General features: G+C 67.4%; 19 protein-coding genes. 13 read left to right on the top strand and 6 right to left on the bottom strand.

Annotation, left to right across the window (positions count from 1 at the left end):
• Nucleotides 1-159 precede the first annotated feature (159 nt).
• Nucleotides 160-762: an AAA family ATPase gene (locus RUU78_RS15290; RefSeq protein WP_313918093.1), complete on the bottom strand. Its 603-nt coding sequence runs from the start codon at nt 760-762 to the stop codon at nt 160-162.
• A 238-nt stretch (nt 763-1,000) separates the two neighbouring features.
• Here RUU78_RS15290 and RUU78_RS15285 point away from each other — a divergent pair, with 238 nt between their 5' ends.
• From RUU78_RS15285 to RUU78_RS15255, 7 genes are all read left to right on the top strand, one after another.
• The gene (locus RUU78_RS15285) at nt 1,001-3,241 is read left to right on the top strand and encodes a bifunctional serine/threonine-protein kinase/formylglycine-generating enzyme family protein (RefSeq protein ID WP_313918091.1); all 2,241 of its coding nucleotides are present in this window, start codon (nt 1,001-1,003) and stop codon (nt 3,239-3,241) included.
• Nucleotides 3,238-3,933 (top strand): DUF502 domain-containing protein, encoded by a 696-nt coding sequence (locus tag RUU78_RS15280; RefSeq protein ID WP_313918089.1) that lies wholly within the window; start codon nt 3,238-3,240, stop codon nt 3,931-3,933. The genes RUU78_RS15285 and RUU78_RS15280 overlap by 4 nt, the downstream gene beginning before the upstream one ends.
• A 41-nt stretch (nt 3,934-3,974) precedes the next feature.
• Complete coding sequence (gene tesB / locus RUU78_RS15275; protein WP_313918088.1) at nt 3,975-4,838, top strand: acyl-CoA thioesterase II; 864 nt, start codon at nt 3,975-3,977, stop codon at nt 4,836-4,838.
• 42 nt (nt 4,839-4,880) lie between these two features.
• The gene (locus RUU78_RS15270) at nt 4,881-5,321 is read left to right on the top strand and encodes a hypothetical protein (protein WP_313918086.1); all 441 of its coding nucleotides are present in this window, start codon (nt 4,881-4,883) and stop codon (nt 5,319-5,321) included.
• A 391-nt stretch (nt 5,322-5,712) separates the two neighbouring features.
• The gene (locus tag RUU78_RS15265) at nt 5,713-6,183 is read left to right on the top strand and encodes a YetF domain-containing protein (RefSeq protein WP_313918084.1); all 471 of its coding nucleotides are present in this window, start codon (nt 5,713-5,715) and stop codon (nt 6,181-6,183) included.
• Nucleotides 6,184-6,216: 33 nt separating this feature from the next.
• The gene (locus tag RUU78_RS15260) at nt 6,217-6,936 is read left to right on the top strand and encodes an arginyltransferase (protein WP_313918082.1); all 720 of its coding nucleotides are present in this window, start codon (nt 6,217-6,219) and stop codon (nt 6,934-6,936) included.
• A 152-nt stretch (nt 6,937-7,088) separates the two neighbouring features.
• Nucleotides 7,089-7,388, top strand: coding sequence for a hypothetical protein (locus tag RUU78_RS15255; protein ID WP_313918080.1), 300 nt, complete (start codon nt 7,089-7,091; stop codon nt 7,386-7,388).
• A 48-nt stretch (nt 7,389-7,436) separates the two neighbouring features.
• Here RUU78_RS15255 and RUU78_RS15250 read toward each other — a convergent pair whose 3' ends face one another.
• From RUU78_RS15250 to purT, 3 genes are all read right to left on the bottom strand, one after another.
• On the bottom strand, nt 7,437-7,703 hold the full coding sequence (locus tag RUU78_RS15250) for a hypothetical protein (RefSeq protein ID WP_313918078.1): 267 nt from the start codon (nt 7,701-7,703) through the stop codon (nt 7,437-7,439).
• 44 nt (nt 7,704-7,747) lie between these two features.
• A complete protein-coding gene (locus RUU78_RS15245) occupies nt 7,748-9,199 on the bottom strand; it encodes an FMN-binding glutamate synthase family protein (protein WP_313918127.1) in 1,452 nt (483 codons plus the stop codon).
• 97 nt (nt 9,200-9,296) lie between these two features.
• Nucleotides 9,297-10,520: a formate-dependent phosphoribosylglycinamide formyltransferase gene (gene purT, locus RUU78_RS15240; RefSeq protein WP_313918076.1), complete on the bottom strand. Its 1,224-nt coding sequence runs from the start codon at nt 10,518-10,520 to the stop codon at nt 9,297-9,299.
• Between the two features lie 138 nt (nt 10,521-10,658).
• On the opposite strand from purT, the gene RUU78_RS15235 reads away from it, so the two are divergent.
• Both RUU78_RS15235 and RUU78_RS15230 read left to right on the top strand, forming a co-directional pair.
• A complete protein-coding gene (locus RUU78_RS15235; RefSeq protein ID WP_313918074.1) occupies nt 10,659-12,089 on the top strand; it encodes a transglutaminase-like domain-containing protein in 1,431 nt (476 codons plus the stop codon).
• A complete protein-coding gene (locus RUU78_RS15230; protein ID WP_313918073.1) occupies nt 12,089-12,997 on the top strand; it encodes a hypothetical protein in 909 nt (302 codons plus the stop codon). Before RUU78_RS15235 ends, RUU78_RS15230 begins: the two co-directional genes overlap by 1 nt.
• A 34-nt stretch (nt 12,998-13,031) precedes the next feature.
• On the opposite strand, the gene RUU78_RS15225 is transcribed toward RUU78_RS15230, so the two are convergent.
• Nucleotides 13,032-14,159: an FAD-binding oxidoreductase gene (locus RUU78_RS15225; protein WP_313918071.1), complete on the bottom strand. Its 1,128-nt coding sequence runs from the start codon at nt 14,157-14,159 to the stop codon at nt 13,032-13,034.
• Between the two features lie 169 nt (nt 14,160-14,328).
• Here RUU78_RS15225 and RUU78_RS15220 point away from each other — a divergent pair, with 169 nt between their 5' ends.
• The 4 genes from RUU78_RS15220 to RUU78_RS15205 all read left to right on the top strand — a co-directional run bounded on the left by RUU78_RS15220 (nt 14,329) and on the right by RUU78_RS15205 (nt 16,835).
• The gene (locus tag RUU78_RS15220) at nt 14,329-15,195 is read left to right on the top strand and encodes an SPFH domain-containing protein (RefSeq protein ID WP_313918069.1); all 867 of its coding nucleotides are present in this window, start codon (nt 14,329-14,331) and stop codon (nt 15,193-15,195) included.
• Nucleotides 15,196-15,203: 8 nt separating this feature from the next.
• A complete protein-coding gene (locus tag RUU78_RS15215) occupies nt 15,204-15,386 on the top strand; it encodes an Arc family DNA-binding protein (RefSeq protein WP_313918067.1) in 183 nt (60 codons plus the stop codon).
• A gap of 66 nt (nt 15,387-15,452) precedes the next feature.
• On the top strand, nt 15,453-16,205 hold the full coding sequence (locus RUU78_RS15210) for a CPBP family intramembrane glutamic endopeptidase (RefSeq protein WP_313918065.1): 753 nt from the start codon (nt 15,453-15,455) through the stop codon (nt 16,203-16,205).
• A 54-nt stretch (nt 16,206-16,259) separates the two neighbouring features.
• The gene (locus RUU78_RS15205; protein WP_313918064.1) at nt 16,260-16,835 is read left to right on the top strand and encodes a D-alanyl-D-alanine carboxypeptidase family protein; all 576 of its coding nucleotides are present in this window, start codon (nt 16,260-16,262) and stop codon (nt 16,833-16,835) included.
• Between the two features lie 339 nt (nt 16,836-17,174).
• Here RUU78_RS15205 and RUU78_RS15200 read toward each other — a convergent pair whose 3' ends face one another.
• The gene (locus tag RUU78_RS15200; RefSeq protein ID WP_313918062.1) at nt 17,175-18,824 is read right to left on the bottom strand and encodes a sulfotransferase; all 1,650 of its coding nucleotides are present in this window, start codon (nt 18,822-18,824) and stop codon (nt 17,175-17,177) included.
• Between the last annotated feature and the right edge of the window lie 314 nt (nt 18,825-19,138).

Genomic DNA, 19,138 nt, shown 5'->3' with positions numbered 1-19,138 from the left:
CCCGCGGGCGCGCCCCCCCGCGCCGGGCGGGGGGCGCGGGTCGGGGGGGGGGGGGGGGCCGCGCCCCCCCCACGGCGCTGGGGCCCTGAACATCGAATGCGCCGATGAACCAGTAGACAGGCATTCCTCGGCAACGATGTGGCGCGCCTCGGCTGCTGCTCAGCGCACGATGCCGGCGATTGCCGCCACTGCCTCCACCGCAAGCCGGCAGACCTCGACGGCCGGCAGGCGCGCGTCGATGCTGAGCGCACCCGGCGGCGGCGGTTCCATTCGCGCGAGCACCTCGCCGACGACGTCGGGATTGCGGTCGCGCGCGAGGTGGCGATTCTCCGCCACGTCACGGGCGATGCGCTCGCGCGCCAGCTCGGACGGACAGTCGAGAAACAGCGGCACCGCGGTATAGGCGTACGGGCGGATGACCTGGTCGACGCGGGCCAGATCGGCGCGGCGCGAGAACGTGCAGCCGTCGATGACACTGGATTCGCCAAGCATGCAATTGACCTCCAGCGCCAGCAGCACGCCGCGGAACGACGCGCGCTTCTCGACGAAGCTGTAGCCACAACGCGGAAACATGGCATGCCTGATCGCATCGCGATCGACGCGGCGATAGTCCAGCAGATCGGCCAGCGCGCGGGCAACCACGCTCTTGCCGGCCCCGGGCAGGCCGATCAGCGCGACCACGACGGGCCGCGCCGCACGCGCATCGACGGCCGGAAGCGGTTCGGAACGGCTGGTGGGAACGGGCGTAGGCGCTGAATTCATGACCGCCCTAGCCTGCCACGCGACCGCGCAGGGCGCCAGCGGCGGCCAGGAAACGTGGCCCACGCCCAAGACAAGCCATTTTTTGCTTATGTATCTGATGGTTGCGACTCTGCTAGCGTTCGCGCGAGGCCGCAATCCGGCCACAGGCCGGCGTTGCGCAAGTCCGTCGTGCGCAACCATTCCTATACATGCCTTCCGATAGAATGCCGGCTGCTCCTACTTTCCTCAGTCGCGGCCGATGACCGATCCGGGCATTCCGTTTGAAATTCCCGGTTACCGCATCAGCCGCACGCTCGGACAGGGCGGCATGGCGACGGTCTATCTGGCCGTGCAGATTGCGCTGGAACGGGAAGTAGCGATCAAGGTACTCGGTGCCGACCGCGCACCCAGCGAGGACCTGATCAAGCGCTTCGAGAACGAAGCCCGCACCATCGCACGGCTGCATCACCCGCATATCGTCGGCATCTACGAGGTCGGCCGCGCGTCCAGCGGCCATCTCTACTACACCTTGCCGTATCTGCCCAACGGCGACCTGTCTGGCCGCAGCGACACACAGGACCAACGCCGGGTCATCGAGATCCTGCGCTGCCTGGCCCAGGCGCTGGGCTATGCCCACCAGCACGGCATCGTGCATCGCGACGTCAAACCCGAGAATGTGCTGTTCGACAAGCTGGACCGGCCTCTGCTCGCGGATTTCGGCATCGCGCTGGCGCGCCATGCCGACGTGCGCGTCACGCGCGAAGGCGCCACGCTGGGCTCGACCGGCTACATGAGTCCGGAGCAAGCCCGCGGCCAGCCGCTGGATGGCCGCTCCGACCTCTACAGCCTCGGCGTCATGGCCTATGAACTGCTGACCGGCGACCTGCCCTTCCACGGGCCGGATGCGTTGTCGGTCGCGCTGGCCCATGTCGAACAGCCGGTGCCGCGCCTGCCGCCGACGCGCCGTCCCTGGCAAGCGTTCATGGATCGGATCCTGTCCAAGGATCCGTCCCAGCGCTACGCCGACGCCGAGGAAGTTCTGGCTGGACTGGACGCGGTCGAAAGCGGACTGGAGCAGCGCCGCGAACCGCTTCCCCCGCATAACTGGCGCGAGCGCATCGCCGAATGGCCGGCCAGCATCTGGGTCGGCGTCGCCTCGATCGCCGGCACCCTGCTGTTGCTGACCATGCTGCTGTGGCCGAAAGGCGATCAATCGCCGGAGTCGCGTTTCGTCACCGTGCCGCCGCTGGCTGGAACCCTGGAAACGGCCAATGCCGCCGAAGGCGACGCCGCAACCCTCAGTCCCGAAGCCGCCGCAGCGACTGCAGCGGTGCGCCTGACCAGCCTGCTCGACCGCGCGAACCGGCAGCTCAACGAGGGCAGCATCGTGACGCCAGCCGGCGACAATGCGGCCGAAAGCTTTCTCGCCGCGCTCGCGCTCGACGCCGGCAGCGCAACCGCGCGCGAAGGCCTGACCGCGGTATTCGCGGCGCTGGGCGAGCGAGCCGATCAGGCGCAGCTGTCCGGCGACCTGCCGGCGCTGCGCGAGTACTACGAGCAGGCACGCCTGCTGGCCGAACGCGCACAGCTGCGCGAAAGCCCGGCCTGGACCAGTTTCCTGGCCGGCCGTCACGCCCTGTTCGACAAGCGCCTGCAGGCGGCGCAGCAGTCCGGTTCTTCCGACCAGATCGCGGCACTCAAGCCCGTCGCCGAACTGCTGGCCCAGGACCAGGCTTCCCTGCTGCCGCGCTGGCAGGAGGCCGAACGCCAGGTCGGTGTGCGGGCACGCGCGTCCAGCGATCTCGAACCGGCCCTGGTGCTGGTGCCGACCGATGTCCACGGCCAGCGTCTCGACCACGCGTTCGAGCTGGGCCGCACCGAAGTCACGCGGGGCGAATACGCACGCTTCGTGCGTGCCACCGGCCGGGCCGCGGCACGTTGCCGCGAGCCGCTGCGTCCGTTGTCCCGGCTCAAGAGCCTCGAATGGCGCGATCCGGATTTCGCACAGGACGAGGACGAGCCCGTCGTCTGTGTCAGCTGGGATGACGCCAACGCCTACGCGCGCTGGCTCAGCAGCCAGACGGGTGCCCGCTACCGCCTGCCTACCGAAGCCGAGTGGCAGCACGCCGCGGCTAGCCTCGCGCGCGGCGCGGTCTGCGAACAGGGCAACGTCGCCGACGCCAGTATGGGCACTCGTTGGACGCTCGCCAGCCGGCACAAATGCTCCGACGGCCGCGCGCATACCTCGCCGGTCGGCCGCTATAAGGCGAGCACGATCGGCCTGCACGATCTCGTCGGCAACGCCAGCGAATGGACCTCCGGCTGCACTGCGAACAAATGCGCCGAACGCGTTTTCCGCGGGACCTCCTGGCGCGACGGACCCGATGACAGTGCCGCCACGCGGCGCGGTTCGGGCGATGCGGACACGGGCTATACGACTATCGGCTTTCGCCTCGTGCGGGAAATCGGCGGCACTGCCACCACGGCCGCGACGCAGTGAACATTCCCGCGCCGCGCCCCCGTTCGCTGCATCTCCAGCGCTACCTGATCACCGGCATCCTGACCGTGGTGCCGCTGTGGATCACCTTCATCGTGTTCCGCTTCATCGCCTCGCTGCTCGCGCAATTCGGCGCACCGCTGATCGGCGCCGTGTTCAGCTGGCTCAGTGCCTTCTTCCCGGGACTGCGCGGACTGCTCGAGGAAGCCTGGTTGATCACCGTGATCAGCTTCGTCGCGACCTTGCTGATCCTGTACCTGATCGGCCTGGTCGCCAATCGCGTGATCGGCCAGCGCCTGTTTGCCGCGTTCGACGCGATGATGGAGCGCATTCCGCTGGTGCATTCGATCTACGGCGGCACAAAGAAGCTCATGGCGCTGCTGCAGAACAAGCCCAACGGCACGCAGCGCGTGGTGCTGATCGATTTCCCCTCGGCCGGGCTCAAGTCCATCGGCTTCGTCACGCGCGTGTTCGAGGATGCCGGTGGCCGCCAGCTCGCCTCGGTCTACGTGCCGACCACGCCGAATCCGACCGGCGGCTATCTGGAAATCGTGCCGGTCGAACACCTGGTCGCGACCGACTGGAGCGTCGACCAGGCCATGGCCTTCGTGCTGTCGGTCGGCGCGGTGGCACCCGACGCGGCATTTCCGTCCGCATTTCCCGCCGCGGCCCCACCGCCGCGCGATCCGGCCTGAGGCCCGCGTACAATGCGCGCCCCCCTGCCAGCCGCACGCCGATGACCCACGCTGTAGTCAACGAACTGATCGACCTGCTGGCGCTGGAACGCCTCGAAGACAACCTGTTCCGCGGCCAGAGCCGCGACATCGGCACGAAATATGTCTTCGGCGGCCAGGTACTCGGCCAGGCCCTGTCGGCGGCGCAGAAGACCGTCGACGCCCCGCGCCACGCGCACTCGCTGCATGCGTATTTCCTGCGCGCCGGCGACATCGACGCCCCGATCGTCTATTCGGTCGAACGCACGCGCGATGGCAGCAGCTTTTCCGTCCGCCGCGTCGTCGCCATCCAGCACGGCCAGCCGATCTTCACCTGCTCGGTCAGCTTCCAGATCGAGGAAAGCGGCGTGGAGCACCAGTTGTCCATGCCCGAAGTGCCCAAGCCCGAAGATCTGGCCGCACCGGCGCCGATCCCGCCCGAGCAGCTGGAACGCGTGCCGGTCAAGCTGCAGCGCTGGCTCGGCATGAAGGGACCGTTCGAGTTCCGCCATGTCTATCCGCGCGACGAGTTCAATCCGCCGAAGCGGCCGCCGTATCAGCAGGTCTGGTTCCGCCTGACCGACGCCGTCCCCGAGACACCCGAACTGCACCGCACCCTGCTCGCCTACGCGTCGGATTTCCACCTCGTGGGAACCGCGACGTTTCCGCACGGCATCTCCTACTTCCAGCCCAATGTGCAGATGGCCAGCCTCGACCACGCGCTATGGTTCCACCGCCCGTTCCGCGCCGACGACTGGCTGCTGTACAGCTGCGACAGCCCTACCGCGCAGAACGCGCGCGGTCTGTCGCGCGGCATGATCTACGACCGGCACGGCGTGCTTGTCGCGAGCACGGCGCAGGAAGGTCTGATTCGTCTGACGAAGTAATTCAACGGCGTTGTCCTGCGACGCACGGCCACACGGAATCCCATGAGACAGATCTATACCTCGCTGCGCCAGGAAAACATCGAACGCGTGATCACGCTGATGACCGAGCACGGCATCGAGACCTCGGTCAGCAACCGCAGCAACTACAAGGGCGGCGAGTGGAAGCGCTTCAGCTATACCAACCGTCCCGACGCGAGCACCTGGCCGCAGGTCTGGGTGGTCAACGCCAACGACCAGACGCGCGCGCGCGAACTGCTGCGCGAAGCCGGCATCGAGCCGCCGGTGCGCTACGCCGAGGAACTGGCCGCCTCGCGCGAGCCGGTGAGCGGCCAAGCGCGCCACCGCGCTGTCGCGGGGCGCATGCGCATGGTCGCGCTGAGCCTCGTCGCCGTGGCCACGGTACTGCTGTCGGTACGCAGCTGCGGCACGGCCAAGCAGGTCGAGCCTCAGCAGCGTCAAGTCATTCCGATAACCACCCATTAGCGAAAACGCCCGGGCGCTAAGGCAATTGGGCCGACCACCAGATCTCCGTTGTTTTGCACAACGCTATCCGAAAATGGTGAGGCTCTTGGGCCGTACACCAGATCTCCACAACCCTGGCCAACGCTACGCGTTGGCCGGTCCGGCCCGTTGGGCGTTCAGAGTGATCAGAACCTGCGGTTCTGAGCGATCACTCATCACCCCCTTGACTCAAGGGGGCTCCGAAGAGCGCTGTCGCAGCCGAGAGCTTCGCTCTCGAGCCTGGCACCATGTTTCCGCTTCGCCTACGGCGCAGCAACCGAAACATCGCTGCCCTACCCCCTTGACTCAACGGGGCTCCAAGAACAGCGTGCGGCGGAGCGGCGCGGAATGACTTTCCCGTAAAGGTGCAGACATGTGGACTTTGGCGGAGCCGTGGTGGGAGTTGCTGCTGCGCGGCAGCCTTGTGTATCTCGTGCTGTTTCTGCTGTTCCGGCTCTCGGGCAAGCGCCAGGCCGGGCAGATGACGCCGTTCGACCTGTTGCTGCTGCTGATCATCTCCAACGCCGTGCAGAACGCGATGATCGGCGAGGACACGTCGCTCGTCGGCGGGCTACTCGTCGCGGTGGTACTGATCGCCTGGAACCAGCTGCTGGGCTGGCTTTCTAGCCGCAGCCAGCGTATCGAGGATCTGCTCGAAGGCCGCCCCGTGGTGCTGGTCCATAACGGCCATGTGTTCGAGGACGAGCTCAAGCGCAACCGCATGTCGATCGAGGAACTCCGCGGCGCGTTGCGCAGCGAAGGCTGCTTCGATCTGAACGATGTCGCGTTCGCCATCCTCGAGACCAGCGGCCATGTGTCGGTCAAGATGCGGTCGGCGGCGTAGAATCGACCGCGACGGCTCCCGCGGGACGCAACCATGAAATCCGATGTCGTCCGACTGTTCCAGACTCTGCCGCACGAATGCGGCTACTACAGCGACCGCACTGCGCAGAACCTCGTCATCGATCCCAGCGCGCCCCATCTCGCCGCCGTCTACGGCCTGGCCCTGGCGCGCGGCTTCCGCCGCGCCGGCGGCCACGTCTATCACCCGCACTGCAGCAACTGCCGCGCCTGCATACCCTGCCGCGTCGACGTCGCCGCATTCCGCCCGGATCGCAGCCAGCGACGCTGCCGCGCGCGCAATACCGACCTGGAATTGCGCGTGGAACCGGCGCGCTACAGCGAGGAATATTTCGAGCTGTACCAGCGCTATCTGAGCGGCCGCCACCGTGGCGGCGGCATGGATGCCCCGCAGCACGAGGATTTCTCGCGTTTTCTGTACACCGAATGGAGCCCGACGCGCTTCCTCGAGATACGCCGCAACGGCCGCCTGCTCGGCATCGCTGTCACCGACGCCTGCGCCCAGGGGCTGTCTGCGGTGTATACCTTTTACGACCCCGCTGAAACCGCCCGGGGACTGGGCACCTTCGCGATCCTGGCGCAGCTCGAATGGGCCGCGCGGGAAGGTCTGCCGCACCTCTACCTCGGCTACTGGATCGCCGGGCATCCGAAGATGGACTACAAGCGACGCTTCCAGCCGCTGGAAGTGCTCGTGCAGGGAAGCTGGATCGGGTTCGAGGCGACGCAGCCCGCCTGATAGCGGTCTTCCGTGGCGGTCTAGACAGCGCGTCCCGACCGAAACCGGCAGCACGAAGCGACATGGCCCAGGCCCAATCCGCATCACGTGTTCGCTATGGCACGCCCGCCACGTTTTGCAGTGCAGTCACGACCAACTTCACTGGAACCGCCATGTCCGCACTGCCGTCCCGCTTCCTCTCCCTCGCCGTCTGCAGCCTCGCCCTGGTCGGCGCCGCCGGTAGCGCCACCGCGCCGACACCCGCGAAGGAGCCCATCACCTGCAAAGGTCCGTTCAAGACACTGCTCGAAGCCAGCAACGCGAACAAGCGCGGCGTGACCTTGTTCCTCAACGGTCAGACGGTGTCCGGCATCGTCGCCGCGTGCAACGCCGATGGCAGCATCGAGATGACATCCCAGCAGTACAGCCGCATCGTCGTGCTCGGCGAACGCATCGACGGCGCGGCGATGTGACACAACGCCGAATCGCGTCGGCGAACTACCAGTAGTCCACAGCAACCATCAGGCGAATCCGATTCCGTGCTCGCTATGCACCGACATCACAAGCCGGATCATCGCGTGCGGGATCATGATCTCGAGCTCGCTGGGCATCCCGCTCTGGTCCTTGCCTACCAGGGTCATCCCGAACAGCGGCCCGGAGGTATCGACTTCAGCGCAGACGATATGCGGACCTCCAGCACCGTCGAGAAGATACGGCTTGATCGGTTCGCCGAGCGCCTCCAGCGCCTGCGGAAACAGAAAGACAGCATAGGACGAGGTTTCACTCACGGGCAGGCTCCAGAGGAAGGACGGCAAAGCGACCGCGCGCGGAATCAGGGCTCCGCATACGGATAGAGTTCGTCGAGCCGGCGCGACAGTCCATCGTCGCAGACCACGCGCGCATGCCAGCGGCGCAGCTCGCGCGGTTCGCGCACGCCGCAGGCATGGGCGATGACACCGACCTCATACATCAGATTGGCGGCGTAGTGCGCGACACGCTCGGCCTTGTCGGTGACGACCAGACCGCGCTGCAGGCGCGCGTCGTGCGTGGTCACGCCGGTCGGGCAGGTGTTGCGGTTGCACTGCAGTGCCTGGATGCAGCCTAGCGCGAACATGAAGCCGCGCGCCGAATTGACGAAATCCGCGCCCATGGCCAAGGCCCAGGCCACTTCGTACGGCGTGATGCACTTGCCCGAGCAGACCACGCGGATGCGCTCGCGCAGGCCGGCGCGGGTCAGGGTGTCGACGAGCAACGGCAAAGCCTCGCGCAGCGGCAGCCCGACGCCGTCCATCAGCGACTGCGGCGCCGCGCCGGTGCCGCCTTCGGAACCGTCGACGATGATGAAATCCGGCGCGCTCGGAACGCCTCGCCGGTGAACTTCTGCACAAAGATCCGCAATCCAGGCGACATCGCCGAGCGGAGCCTTGAAGCCCGTGGGCTTGCCGGTCACGTCGCGGATGTGGCCGATCAGGTCGAGCAGTTCGCCGACGTTGTCGACTTCGGGATGCCGGTTCGGGCTGATCGAATCGGTGCCGACCGGGATACCGCGGATTGCGGCGATTTCCGGCGTGACCTTGGCGCCGGGCAGCACGCCGCCCTTGCCGGGCTTGGCGCCCTGGCCGAGCTTCAGATTGAACATCTTCACTTGTGGATGCGCGGCGATCGCGCGCAGCTTGTCGTCGTCGAGGCGTCCGTCGGCGTCGCGTACACCATATTTGGCCGTGCCGATCTCGAACACCAGGGTGCAGCCGCCTTCGAGGTGATACGGCGACAAACCGCCCTCGCCCGTGTCGACCCAGACTCCGGCCTTGTGCGCGCCGCGCGTGAGTGCGCGCACGGCCGGCGCGGAGATCGCGCCGAAGCTCATGGCCGAGACATTGAAGAAGGCCGCATGCGCATAGGGTTCGCGCGCATACGGACCGATCAGCAGCGGCTTGGGCGCGACCGCGTCCTCATCCAGCGTCGGGAACGCGGTATTGATGAAGAACACCGTGCCTTCGGGACGCAGGTCGCGCGTCGAGCCGAACGCGCGGGTGTTGTCGACATTCTCGGCCGCGCGGTAGACCCAGGTGCGCTGGGCGCGGTTGAACGGCAGCTCCTCGCGGTCCATGGCGAAGAAGTACTGGCGGAAGAACTCGCCGAGGTGCTCGAACCAGTAGCGGAAGCGACCGATGACCGGGTAGTTGCGCAGCACCGCGCTGCGCGTCTGATTGCGGTCGACGATGAAGAAGACCAGCGTCGTGAGCACGAGCGTGCCGACCACGAGCAGGAACAGCGCGGCCATGAACTCGATGGTGCCCAGCACCCATCCGGCAAGATTCGTTTGCACGCGCCCTCCTGAGTAACGAGTAGTGGTAGTGAGAAACGAGTGATGACAAAAGTCAGTTCGCTCGTTCTCTGCTCTCCTCCGATTCCTGACCGCCGTTCACCTCGACCGTGATGCACGCCGCCGCGGCCCGCGCCTTCGCGCGCGCGCCATCGACGTCGTCGGCGCGCGCCAACGTTACCGCCATGCGCCGGCGTCCGCGCACCTCGGGCTTGCCGAACAGGCGCAGCATCGTATCGGGTTCGGCCAGCGCGTCGGCGACGCCGTGATAGGTCAGCGCCGTGCCTTCGCCTTCGACGAGCACGGCGCACGACGCCGACGGCCCGAGCTGGCGGATGTTCGGAATCGGCAGGCCGAGAATGGCGCGCACATGCAGCGCGAACTGCGAGAGTTCCTGCGCGATCAGCGTGACGAGCCCGGTATCGTGCGGGCGCGGGCTGACCTCGGAAAAGATCACCTCGTCGCCGCGCACGAACAGCTCCACGCCGAACACGCCATGACCGCCGAGGTTGCCGGTCACTGCTGCCGCGATGTCCTGCGCGCGCGCCAGCGCCAGCGCCGACATCGGTTGCGGCTGCCACGATTCGCGATAGTCGCCGTCGATCTGCAGATGGCCGATCGGCGCGCAGAAGCTCGTGCCGTCGCGATGGCGCACGGTGAGCAAGGTGATTTCGTAGTCGAACGCGACGAAGCCCTCGACGATGACGCGGCCCTGGCCGGCACGGCCGCCGCTCTGGGCGTAGTCCCAGGCACCGGTGATGTCCGCGTCGCTGCGGATCACGCTCTGGCCCTTGCCCGAGGAACTCATGACCGGCTTGATCACGCACGGGAGGCCGAGCAGCCGCACGGCCTCGCGGTATTCGGCTTCGGTATCGCAGAAGCGGTACGGCGATGTCGGCAGGCCCAGCGTTTCCGCGGCGAGCCGGCGGATGCCTTCGCGATCCATCGTCAGCCACGCCGCGCGGGCGGTCGGCACCACATGCAGGCCGTCGTGCTCGAGTTCGATCAGGGTCAGCGTGTGGATCGCCTCGATCTCCGGCACGACGAGATCGGGCTGTTCCAGCGCGATCACCCGGCGCAGCTCCCCCGCATCGAGCATGTTGATCACATGGCTGCGATGCGCGACCTGCATGGCCGGCGCGTTGGCGTAGCGGTCGACGGCGATGACTTCCACCGCGTAGCGCTGCGCTTCGATCGCCACTTCCTTGCCGAGCTCGCCAGAACCCAGCAGCAGCAGACGCAAGGTGCGGGGCGAGCCGGGAGTGCCGAAAGGTTTCATGCCGTGCTCCGCAAAAGACCGCGATTGTAAGGGAACTGCCGCGCCATCCCGCCGGTCACCGCCGCCTGCCCGCGTCGCGGAACTATCCTTGCTGCGCGGCGGTTATTCTTGCCGCTGCTCTCTCGGCCCAGACTTCCCATGCCTCGATTCCTGCTCACCTGCCTGCTCCTCGTCTGCGCCACCGCGCAGGCCGCGCCCGAAGAAACCTGGATGAGCGTCACGCTCGACGGACGCAAGATCGGCCACATGCTGAACCGGCGCGAGGTTCTCGCCGACCGCGTGGTCACGACGCAGGAAATGAACCTCAGCATCGAACGCGCCGGCATCACGATCGCGCTCGAAGTCGGCGAGACACACGAGGAAACCACGACCGGCAAGCCGCTTGCGTTCCGTACGCGCTCGCGCATGTCGGGTGTGGAATCCACCAGCGAAGGCACGATCGACGCACAAGGCGGCATCCGCGTGACCAGCAGCGTCGGCGGCCAGAGCCAGAGCAAGACCGCGACCTGGCCGGCGGGCGCGCTGTTCAGTGAAGGCCTGCGCCTCGCCGCGATCGAACACGGCCTCGAGGCCGGCACGCGCTACGACAGCCTCGCGTTCCAGGCGCTCAACCTTGATGCCTTCCCGCTGACGACGACGGTCAAGCCGGCCGAATACGTCGACCTGCCCGGCGGCCGGCGCCAGCTGGTCCGCGTCGAACGCGAACTGAAGCTGCCGGGCCTGCCCCTGGCCAGCACGGACTGGATGGACCACGACTACTCCGTGCACAAGGTGACGATGGCGCAGCTCGGTCTCAAGCTCGAAGTGCTGGCCTGCGACAAGGCCTGCGCACTGGCGCCCAACCAGCCCGGCGACAGCCTGCAGCAGGCGCTGGTGCCGGCACCGCGCACCTTGCAGCGCGGCGAACTGGCCAAGCCGCTGCGCTATCGCCTGAGTGCGCGCGACCGCGGCCCTGCACCGAGTTTCCCCGTCACCGGCGAACAGCAGGTCGTGCGCAGCGGCGCAAGCAGCGTCGTGACCGTGTCGCCACAGGCACGCGCCGGCAGCGAGGAGCCGCCCGTCGCCGCCGACAGCCAGCCCAATGCCTGGCTGCAGTCCGGCGCGAGCGAGATCGTGCGGCTCGCCAACGAAGCCTCGCCCGGCGAACGGAGTGCCGGCGAGCGCATGCGCGATCTCGAGAAATTCGTGTTCGGCTACATCGACAAGAAAAGCCTCAGCGTCGGCTATGCCTCGGCGCTGGAAACCGCGAAGACACGCCAAGGCGACTGTACCGAACACGCGCTGCTGCTGGCCGCGCTGGGCCGCGCGCGCGGCATTCCGACGCGCATCGCCACCGGCCTCGCCTTCGTCGAATCCTTCGGCGGCGCCGAACGCGTATTCGTACCGCATGCCTGGGTGCAGGCCTGGGTCGACGGGCGCTGGCAGAGCTTCGACGCGGCACTGGGCCAATTCGACAGCGGCCATATCGCGCTCGGCGTCGGCGACGGCGATCCGTGGCGCTTTTTCTCCGGTGTCGGCACGCTCGGCAATCTGAAGCTCGACAAGGTCGAAGCGGTGCCGGTGCACTGATGCGCGGGCCTGCGCTGCTGGGTGCGCTGCTCGCCACGAGCGTCGCGAGCGCCGACGTCGTGCCGCAGATCGCCGCCCTGTTGCGCGATGCACGTCTTGGCGAAATCAGCGGCATGGCGCTGTCGACGCGTACGCCGCAGCGCCTATGGCTGCACAACGACTCGGGCACGCGGCCGGAGCTGTTCGCGCTCGACACCGACGGCCGGCTGCAGGCTCGCCTCGTCCTGAGCGGCAGCAAGCCGGTCGACTGGGAAGACATGGCCGCGTTCGAACTCGACGGGAAATCCTACTTGCTGATTGCCGACACCGGCGACAACGGCGCGGTGCGCAAGCGCAGTGAACTTCTCATCGTCGAAGAACCGGCGTTCGATGACGGCGGCGGCGAAAAGCCGCTGACCGCCTCGCCAGCCTGGCGCATCGGCTTCCGCTACGCCGACGCGCCGCACGACGTCGAGGCCGTCGCCATCGACGCGCTGAGCGAAACCGTACTGCTGCTGACCAAGCGCACGTCGCCGCCGCAGATCTGGTCGCTGCCGCTGCGTCCGGGCAACCGCACCGATCTCGTTGCTCAGCCCGTCGGCAGTCTCGCCGTGCCGCAGGAAGCGGTGCCGGCGGTGAATTTTGAGCGCCGCCTGCAGCCCGGTCGCCCTACGGGTTTTGCGATCAGCCGCGACGGCCGCAGCGCAGCGGTGCTCACGTATGCGTCGGTCTGGCTGTATCGCCGCGCCGACGGCGAGCGCTGGACGCAGGCGCTCGGCCGCACGCCGCAGGTGTTTCCTTTCGGATTGTTGGCCCAGGCCGAAGCGATCGCGATCGATGCCACGGGTGCGCGCGTTTTCGTCAGCGGCGAACGCTGGCCGGCGCCGTTGCTGCGGCTCGATCTGCCGCCGATACCCACGACGCCTTAGCGACTCCGCCTGCGTTTCCGGGGGCGCAGACGGTTCAGGCCAGCCACTCGGCAAGTTCGCTGCGCCGCCCGAGTACCTGCTGCGCCAGCGCACGCCCGCAGAGGGCGCCGAAGATATTGCCGGTACCGTTGTACGCGCCGGTGACGAATAGCTGCGGTGACAGCGCGCCGAACTGCGGCAAGCCGCGGGTCGTGAACGCGACCTGCGCCGACCAGCGGTGCGTGATCGCCGCGCGCGTGCCCAGGGTGTCGCGCAGCAGGTGTTCCAGATGCGCCTGTACGCGCGACGAGACGCCGCCATCGTGTCGCCATTCGGCGTCGCCGCCGATATCGCGGCCGCCGCCTAGCACGACGCGGCCGTCGACGAACTGCTGCCAGTAATCGTGGCCGTCGCGGTAGTACACCGGGCGCGTCAACCTGAGTTCGCACGCGCGCGCGGTCGCAAGCATTTGCAGCCGCGCCGAGCGCACGTCGCCAGCGAGCTGCGGCAACAGGGTTTCCAGGCCGCCGTCGACCGCAACGAGCACGCATTCGGCATGCACACGGCCGTGCGCCGCATCGACGCGGCCCGCCTCGACGCGCCGTACCGGCGTGTCACCGTACAGGGCCACGCCGCCGCCTCGCAGACGCGCGGCCAGTGCACCCCAGTGCAGTGCGGGATCGAAAACGCCGTCGTCGGGAATCAGCACGCCGCGACCCTCAGCACCGAGATAGGGCTCGGCGGCGAGGCCGTCGCGCTGCATCGCCTCGATCTGCCGCAAACAATCCGCTTCTTCCTCGGCGCTGGCGGCGATGCGCAGCGAACCGGTGCGGCGACAGCTCGAATCCGGCTCCGCAAAGCGCGCATCGAGTTCGCGTCGCGTCAGGGTGTAGATGCCCAGCGCGCGTTCGCGGCCGAAACGCGCGACCGCGTCGTGATGGAACTGGGCCAGACCCGCGAGCAGGAAACCGCCGTTCGCACCGGCCGCACCGGCGGCGACGCGACCCGCGTCGATGCCGATCACGTCGACGCCGGCCGCGTGCAGCTCCTCGATCGCACTGAGTCCGCTGCCACCCAGGCCGACGACACAGACCCCGGCACGCCGCTCGCCGCGTAGCGGTGGCAGCGACAAGTCACGCCCGTCGCGCCAGACCGAATCATCCGCCTGGATTTCCTGCTGCACGCGTTCGCTCCGGTTGTCAATCGCGCGAGTATCGCGGAAGGCCCGCGCGAGTGAACAGGCGTCGACGACGGACCGGCGGGGACGGTGGTTTCGCACGGCAGCAGTGGATTCCTTCTTGGCAGACTGATATCAAATTGATATCTTTCCGCCACACCTCAGGAGCCCCGTCATGAACGAAACCACCGCCTGGTCCCTTCCCGGAATCCCTTTCCTGCTCGCGCTGCTGGCCGGCTTCGTCGGGGCGGTCTTCGTCTTTGTCGACGGCGCCTCGTCGCGCGATCCGGCCGGTCCACTGGCCGGGATGCTGCTGTTCGGGCTGTTGATTTTCCTGTCCAAAGGCTTTTTCCAGGTGCACCCGAACCAGGGCAAGGTCATGCAGTTGTTCGGCCGCTATTCCGGCACCGTGCGCCATCCCGGCCTGCGCTGGACCAATCCGTTCTACGCCAAGCGCATGTTGTCGCTGCGCGTACGCAACTTCGAGTCGTCCCGCCTCAAGGTCAACGACAACGACGGCAATCCGATCGAGATCGCCGCTGTCGTGGTCTGGCAGGTCGTCGACACGGCCGAAGCGGTGTTCCAGGTCGAGGATTATGAGAATTTTGTACAAATACAGTCCGAGTCGGCCCTGCGCGAGATGGCAACGAGCTATCCCTACGACTCGCACGATACCGGCGCGCCGAGCCTGCGCAGCCACGGCAAGGAAGTGAACCAGCATCTGCGCGACGAGATCCAGGAACGCCTCGGCAAGGCCGGCGTGAACGTGGTCGAAGCGCGTATCACGCATCTGGCCTACGCCCAGGAAATCGCCCAGGCCATGCTGCAGCGCCAGCAGGCCGGCGCGATCATCGCCGCGCGTACGCGCATCGTCGAAGGCGCGGTCAGCATGGTGGAAATGGCGCTGGAGCAGCTCAGCGTGCGCGGCGTGGTCAATCTTGACGAGGAGCGCAAGGCGGCGATGGTGTCGAACCTGCTGGTCGTGCTCTGCGGCGAACGCGGCACCCAGCCGGTCGTCAACGCCGGCACCCTGCACCACTGACCGCCGCCGTGAGCGAGAAGAAAGCCTTTCCGTTGCGCATCAACGCCGTCGTGCTCGAAGCCGTGCAGGCCTGGGCGGACGACGAACTGCGCTCGCTCAACGCGCAGATCGAATACGTGCTGCGCGAAGCGCTGCGCAAGAGTGGGCGCCTCAAGGGCGCCGCGGGCGGCGAAGCCAAGAAATCCGACTGAAATCGGAACACCCACGAACCCACGCCGGTTTCTCGCCGGTGCGTTAGACGGGTAACCAGCAACGCCATGCTCGAAAACCGCCCACTGCGCGTCGGAACCCTGCTCTGGCTACTGGCTATGAGCGGTGTCGTCGCGCTGACCGTCATAGTGCTGCCGCAAGTCATCGCGAGACTGCCGCAGCGCGTGCCGCTCGGGCTACCGCTGGCAGCGGCGGCGAGCCTTGTTCAGAACGCCTTGATCGTCGCGGCTGCGGTCTGGCTCGGCATCGCACTCGGGCGTCCGCTCGGCCTGTCGGCGCCGGCGCTCGAAGCCGCCGCATCGGGTGGCGATATCGTCCGGGCACTGAAGCCTCAGCTCGCGCCAGCACTGCTCGGCGGTGTCGCCGCAGGCGGACTTCTGCTGCTGGCGATTCGCTGGACGCCCGCCGCTCTCGTCGACGCGGGCCGCGGCCTGGAGATTCCCCTGCTCGTCAGGATTCTCTATGGCGGCGTCACCGAGGAGACGCTCATGCGCTGGGGGCTCATGACCGCGCTGCTCTGGCTGTCCTGGCGCTTCCTGCAGCGCGGCGAGGGAATGCCGCGCCAGCGCTACGTCTGGGCCTCCGCCCTCATCGCCTCTGTGGCGTTCGGCGTACTACACCTGCCGGCAGTCATGGCGATCGGCGTGGAGCTGAGCGCGCCGGTCGTCAGCTTCGTCGTCGTGGGCAACAGCCTGCCGGGACTTCTGTTCGGCTACCTGTATTGGCGCTATGGACTCGAGGCCGCGATAGGCGCACACGGTCTTGCCCACGTCGTCGCCACGCTGGCAGTCGCCCTCTAGGCAACGCCGGGGTCCGGCTGGCGCCGCGGCAAAGCCGACTGCGACAATGCCGCCGTGAACTACCCGCCTTCACTCCCCGGCAGTCCGCTGCCGCCCGCCACAGCCGATCGCGAGCAGCGTAGACGTCTGCTGGCGCACGCGCGCGACCTCGGCATCCCGCCCGACTACGGCCGAGAACGCCGGCTGCGCCAGATCGCCGAACCGCGCGCACTGCGCTTCGTCGGTTTCGATATCCACGAGCGTCCGCAGTGGCTCACGCCACGCGCCGCAGCGGCCTGGCTGCGCATGCGCCAGGCCGCTGCGGCGGGACAGGTCGAGTTGCAACTGGTTTCGGCGTTCCGTTCGGTCGAGTACCAGGTAGGTCTCATCGAGCGCAAGATGGCGCGCGGTCTCGACATGGCGCAGATCCTTGCCGTCAGCGCCGCGCCCGGCTACAGCGAACATCATTCCGGCCGCGCCGTCGATATCACGACGCCGGGCTTCGCCGCGCTGGAAGAGGAATTCGAGCAGTCGCCGGCATTCCGCTGGCTTGCACACCATGCGGCAGCATTCGGGTTTGCGCTGTCGTTTCCACGCGGCAATCCGCACCGCATTGCCTACGAGCCCTGGCACTGGTGCTGGCACAGGTAGGGTCTTTTTCGGATCGGGAAAAATCGCTCTTCAGGAACGACCAATCTGTTCCCTGGCACGAAAATCGGCATCGACGCGTCCCGTCGTATCAACGACGCTGCCAGGGAAGCCTCGTGATTCGATCGTCACGCATGTTTTTGTGTGCCGCTCTCGGCGCGCTTGCGCCGAACGTCGTCGCGCAGGATCGCAACCGGCCCGACGGGTGCACCGCACGGACCAACATCTGGATAGTCGTGGATGCGCAGCAAGCGCGCGGTTCGAAAACTCAGGTCTGCCGCAGCTACACATTGACGATCTCCGGGCCGCCAGGCTGATCCTTCGGTCACGGCAGGCTCGCACTTACCGCGCGAGCCTTTCCATCTCCGGCAGCAGCTCCGCGTACGCTTTCCAGCGCCCGACCGAACTTGCGTAGACGCCCTGGCGCGCCTGCCATACGCTGGCCGTCGCGATCGCGTCGCGCGGTGCATCGGCGCTGCGCGCAGGCTTTTCCGCCGATGCCGGAATCTTTTCCGCAGGAGGCGCCAACAATCCGAGGAAGGTGAACAGCCGTTTCATGTTGGCCGCGGTGTTGCCGACGAGGCTTTCATAATCGAGTTCCAGCACGCGCAGCGGCAACACCTTGCGCCAGTGCTCCATCAGCGTCTGGTAGCCGCGCGCGTAGGCGCCGATGTCGCCGAAGTCGTAGGCCCAGTTCATGTCGTCGTGGGCGAAATGCTGGCTCCACAGCGACAGCGCGGTATCACGCAGGTCGCGCCGGCAATGGATGATGCGCGCGTTCGGGAACATCGCCGCGATCAGGCCGAGGTGGCGGAAATTCAGCGGGTTCTTGTCGACGTAGCAGCGCACCGGCGGCTCGTCCTGACGCAGCTGGCTGCGATACAGGTGCGCCGCGGTCGCGAGCGCGCCGGCCCCCGGTGACGGACCGAGTTGCGCCGCCAGTGCGGCGATCCAGTTCAATTCACTGCGGTTGCAGACGTCCGGATGCTTGGCCAACTGGCTCGCGACGAGCGTGGTGCCCGAGCGCGGCAGGCCGACGATGAACACCGGCACGAGACGGTCGTCCGCCGGCAGTGGCAGCGGCACGCGGGTGCGCGTCTGCATCTCGACGAAGCGATGCCAGCCCCGCGAGTCCCACGGAAACTGCGCGCGGCAGCGCTCGTTGGCCTTGCGCAGCACGTCTACCGCATGCGCCTTGTCGCCCAGGTCATCCCAGGCCTTGCCGAGACCGAACGCGGCGCAGAGCGAGGCCGCGTCGCCGAGATCGCTGCGCTGCTGTGCTTCTTCGAGCAGTTGCAGGTCCGGATCGTCCAGGCGCGAGAACTTGTGCGTGTGGGCCAGGCGAAGCCAGGCCGAAGCCTGGCGCGGATCGAGTTCCACCGCCAGGCGCAAGCGACGTCGCGCCGAGCCGAAGCGGCCCAGCACCAGCGAGATCTCGCCGGTCATGGACAGCAGCTCCGCATCGCGCGGATGAGCGTCGAGGATGGGTTGCGAGATTTCCTCGGCCTGCGCGTGGCGCTGGCATTCCTGCAGGAAACGCAAGGTGCGCGCATCCCCCATGCGCGTGCGCGCATGGCGCTGCCACAGCCCCAGCACGGTTTCGCTCGCCGCGCCGAGACGGCCCTGCTCGCGCAGCATGAAGGCCAGCGCGAGCGGCGCGTCGGCGTGACTGGGTTCGGCCGCGATGACCTCGCGGAACATCTGTTCGGCTTCACGCAGATGCCCGCTCAGGCGCAGCGCGACACCGTAGAGGTAACGCAGTGTCGTCGCCCTCGCCCAGCGGTTGAGTCCCGCTTCGAGCAGCAGCCCGGCCGGCACCGCCTGGCCACCGCGCAGCAGATCTTCGGCGCTGCTGATCCATTGCTGGATGCCGGCCTTGCCGGCTTCGAGGCGGCCGAGAAACTGCTGCAGGGCGGGTCCCAGCTGGCCCTGGCCTATGCCGCGCCGCAGGTCTGCCAGGGCGACGGCATATTGTTCGGAACTCAAACTCATGCGGAAGGACTGCTCGGGATGGCCGCGCGATAGCGCGGCCCGGACGCGCATTATCGTCGCGCCGTACGGGCGCACAAGCGCAGCACGTCGCGAATCCCGCCGCGACGGCAACATTTCCGACGAGGCACAGACCCGGTGCGAAGGCTGGAGCAAGCAGTTGCTCCTGGAGCCCCCATGCGTAAAGGCGGGTGAAGAGAGATCGCTCAGAACCGCAGGTTCTGATCACTCTGAACGCCCAACGGGCCGGGCGGCCAAAAGCGAAGCGGTTGTCGGGGGGGGTGGTGATGTGGTGTGGGTCACACGAGCGGCGACCA

Source organism: Tahibacter sp., assembly GCF_032229445.1.
Lineage (GTDB): Bacteria > Pseudomonadota > Gammaproteobacteria > Xanthomonadales > Rhodanobacteraceae > Tahibacter.
The sequence above is the reverse complement of the archived record's forward strand: the minus strand, read 5'-3'. Positions and strand labels throughout refer to the sequence as shown.

Bases quoted from the DNA above. Each gene is read 5' to 3' on its own strand.
- RUU78_RS15290 (WP_313918093.1), bottom strand. From the start codon at position 762: ATGAATTCAGCGCCTACGCCCGTTCCCACCAGCCGTTCCGAACCGCTT.
- RUU78_RS15285 (WP_313918091.1), top strand. From the start codon at position 1,001: ATGACCGATCCGGGCATTCCGTTTGAAATTCCCGGTTACCGCATCAGC.
- tesB (WP_313918088.1), top strand. From the start codon at position 3,975: ATGACCCACGCTGTAGTCAACGAACTGATCGACCTGCTGGCGCTGGAA.
- RUU78_RS15270 (WP_313918086.1), top strand. From the start codon at position 4,881: ATGAGACAGATCTATACCTCGCTGCGCCAGGAAAACATCGAACGCGTG.
- RUU78_RS15265 (WP_313918084.1), top strand. From the start codon at position 5,713: ATGTGGACTTTGGCGGAGCCGTGGTGGGAGTTGCTGCTGCGCGGCAGC.
- RUU78_RS15260 (WP_313918082.1), top strand. From the start codon at position 6,217: ATGAAATCCGATGTCGTCCGACTGTTCCAGACTCTGCCGCACGAATGC.
- RUU78_RS15255 (WP_313918080.1), top strand. From the start codon at position 7,089: ATGTCCGCACTGCCGTCCCGCTTCCTCTCCCTCGCCGTCTGCAGCCTC.
- RUU78_RS15245 (WP_313918127.1), bottom strand. From the start codon at position 9,199: ATGGCCGCGCTGTTCCTGCTCGTGGTCGGCACGCTCGTGCTCACGACG.
- purT (WP_313918076.1), bottom strand. From the start codon at position 10,520: ATGAAACCTTTCGGCACTCCCGGCTCGCCCCGCACCTTGCGTCTGCTG.
- RUU78_RS15235 (WP_313918074.1), top strand. From the start codon at position 10,659: ATGCCTCGATTCCTGCTCACCTGCCTGCTCCTCGTCTGCGCCACCGCG.
- RUU78_RS15230 (WP_313918073.1), top strand. From the start codon at position 12,089: ATGCGCGGGCCTGCGCTGCTGGGTGCGCTGCTCGCCACGAGCGTCGCG.
- RUU78_RS15220 (WP_313918069.1), top strand. From the start codon at position 14,329: ATGAACGAAACCACCGCCTGGTCCCTTCCCGGAATCCCTTTCCTGCTC.
- RUU78_RS15210 (WP_313918065.1), top strand. From the start codon at position 15,453: ATGCTCGAAAACCGCCCACTGCGCGTCGGAACCCTGCTCTGGCTACTG.
- RUU78_RS15200 (WP_313918062.1), bottom strand. From the start codon at position 18,824: ATGAGTTTGAGTTCCGAACAATATGCCGTCGCCCTGGCAGACCTGCGG.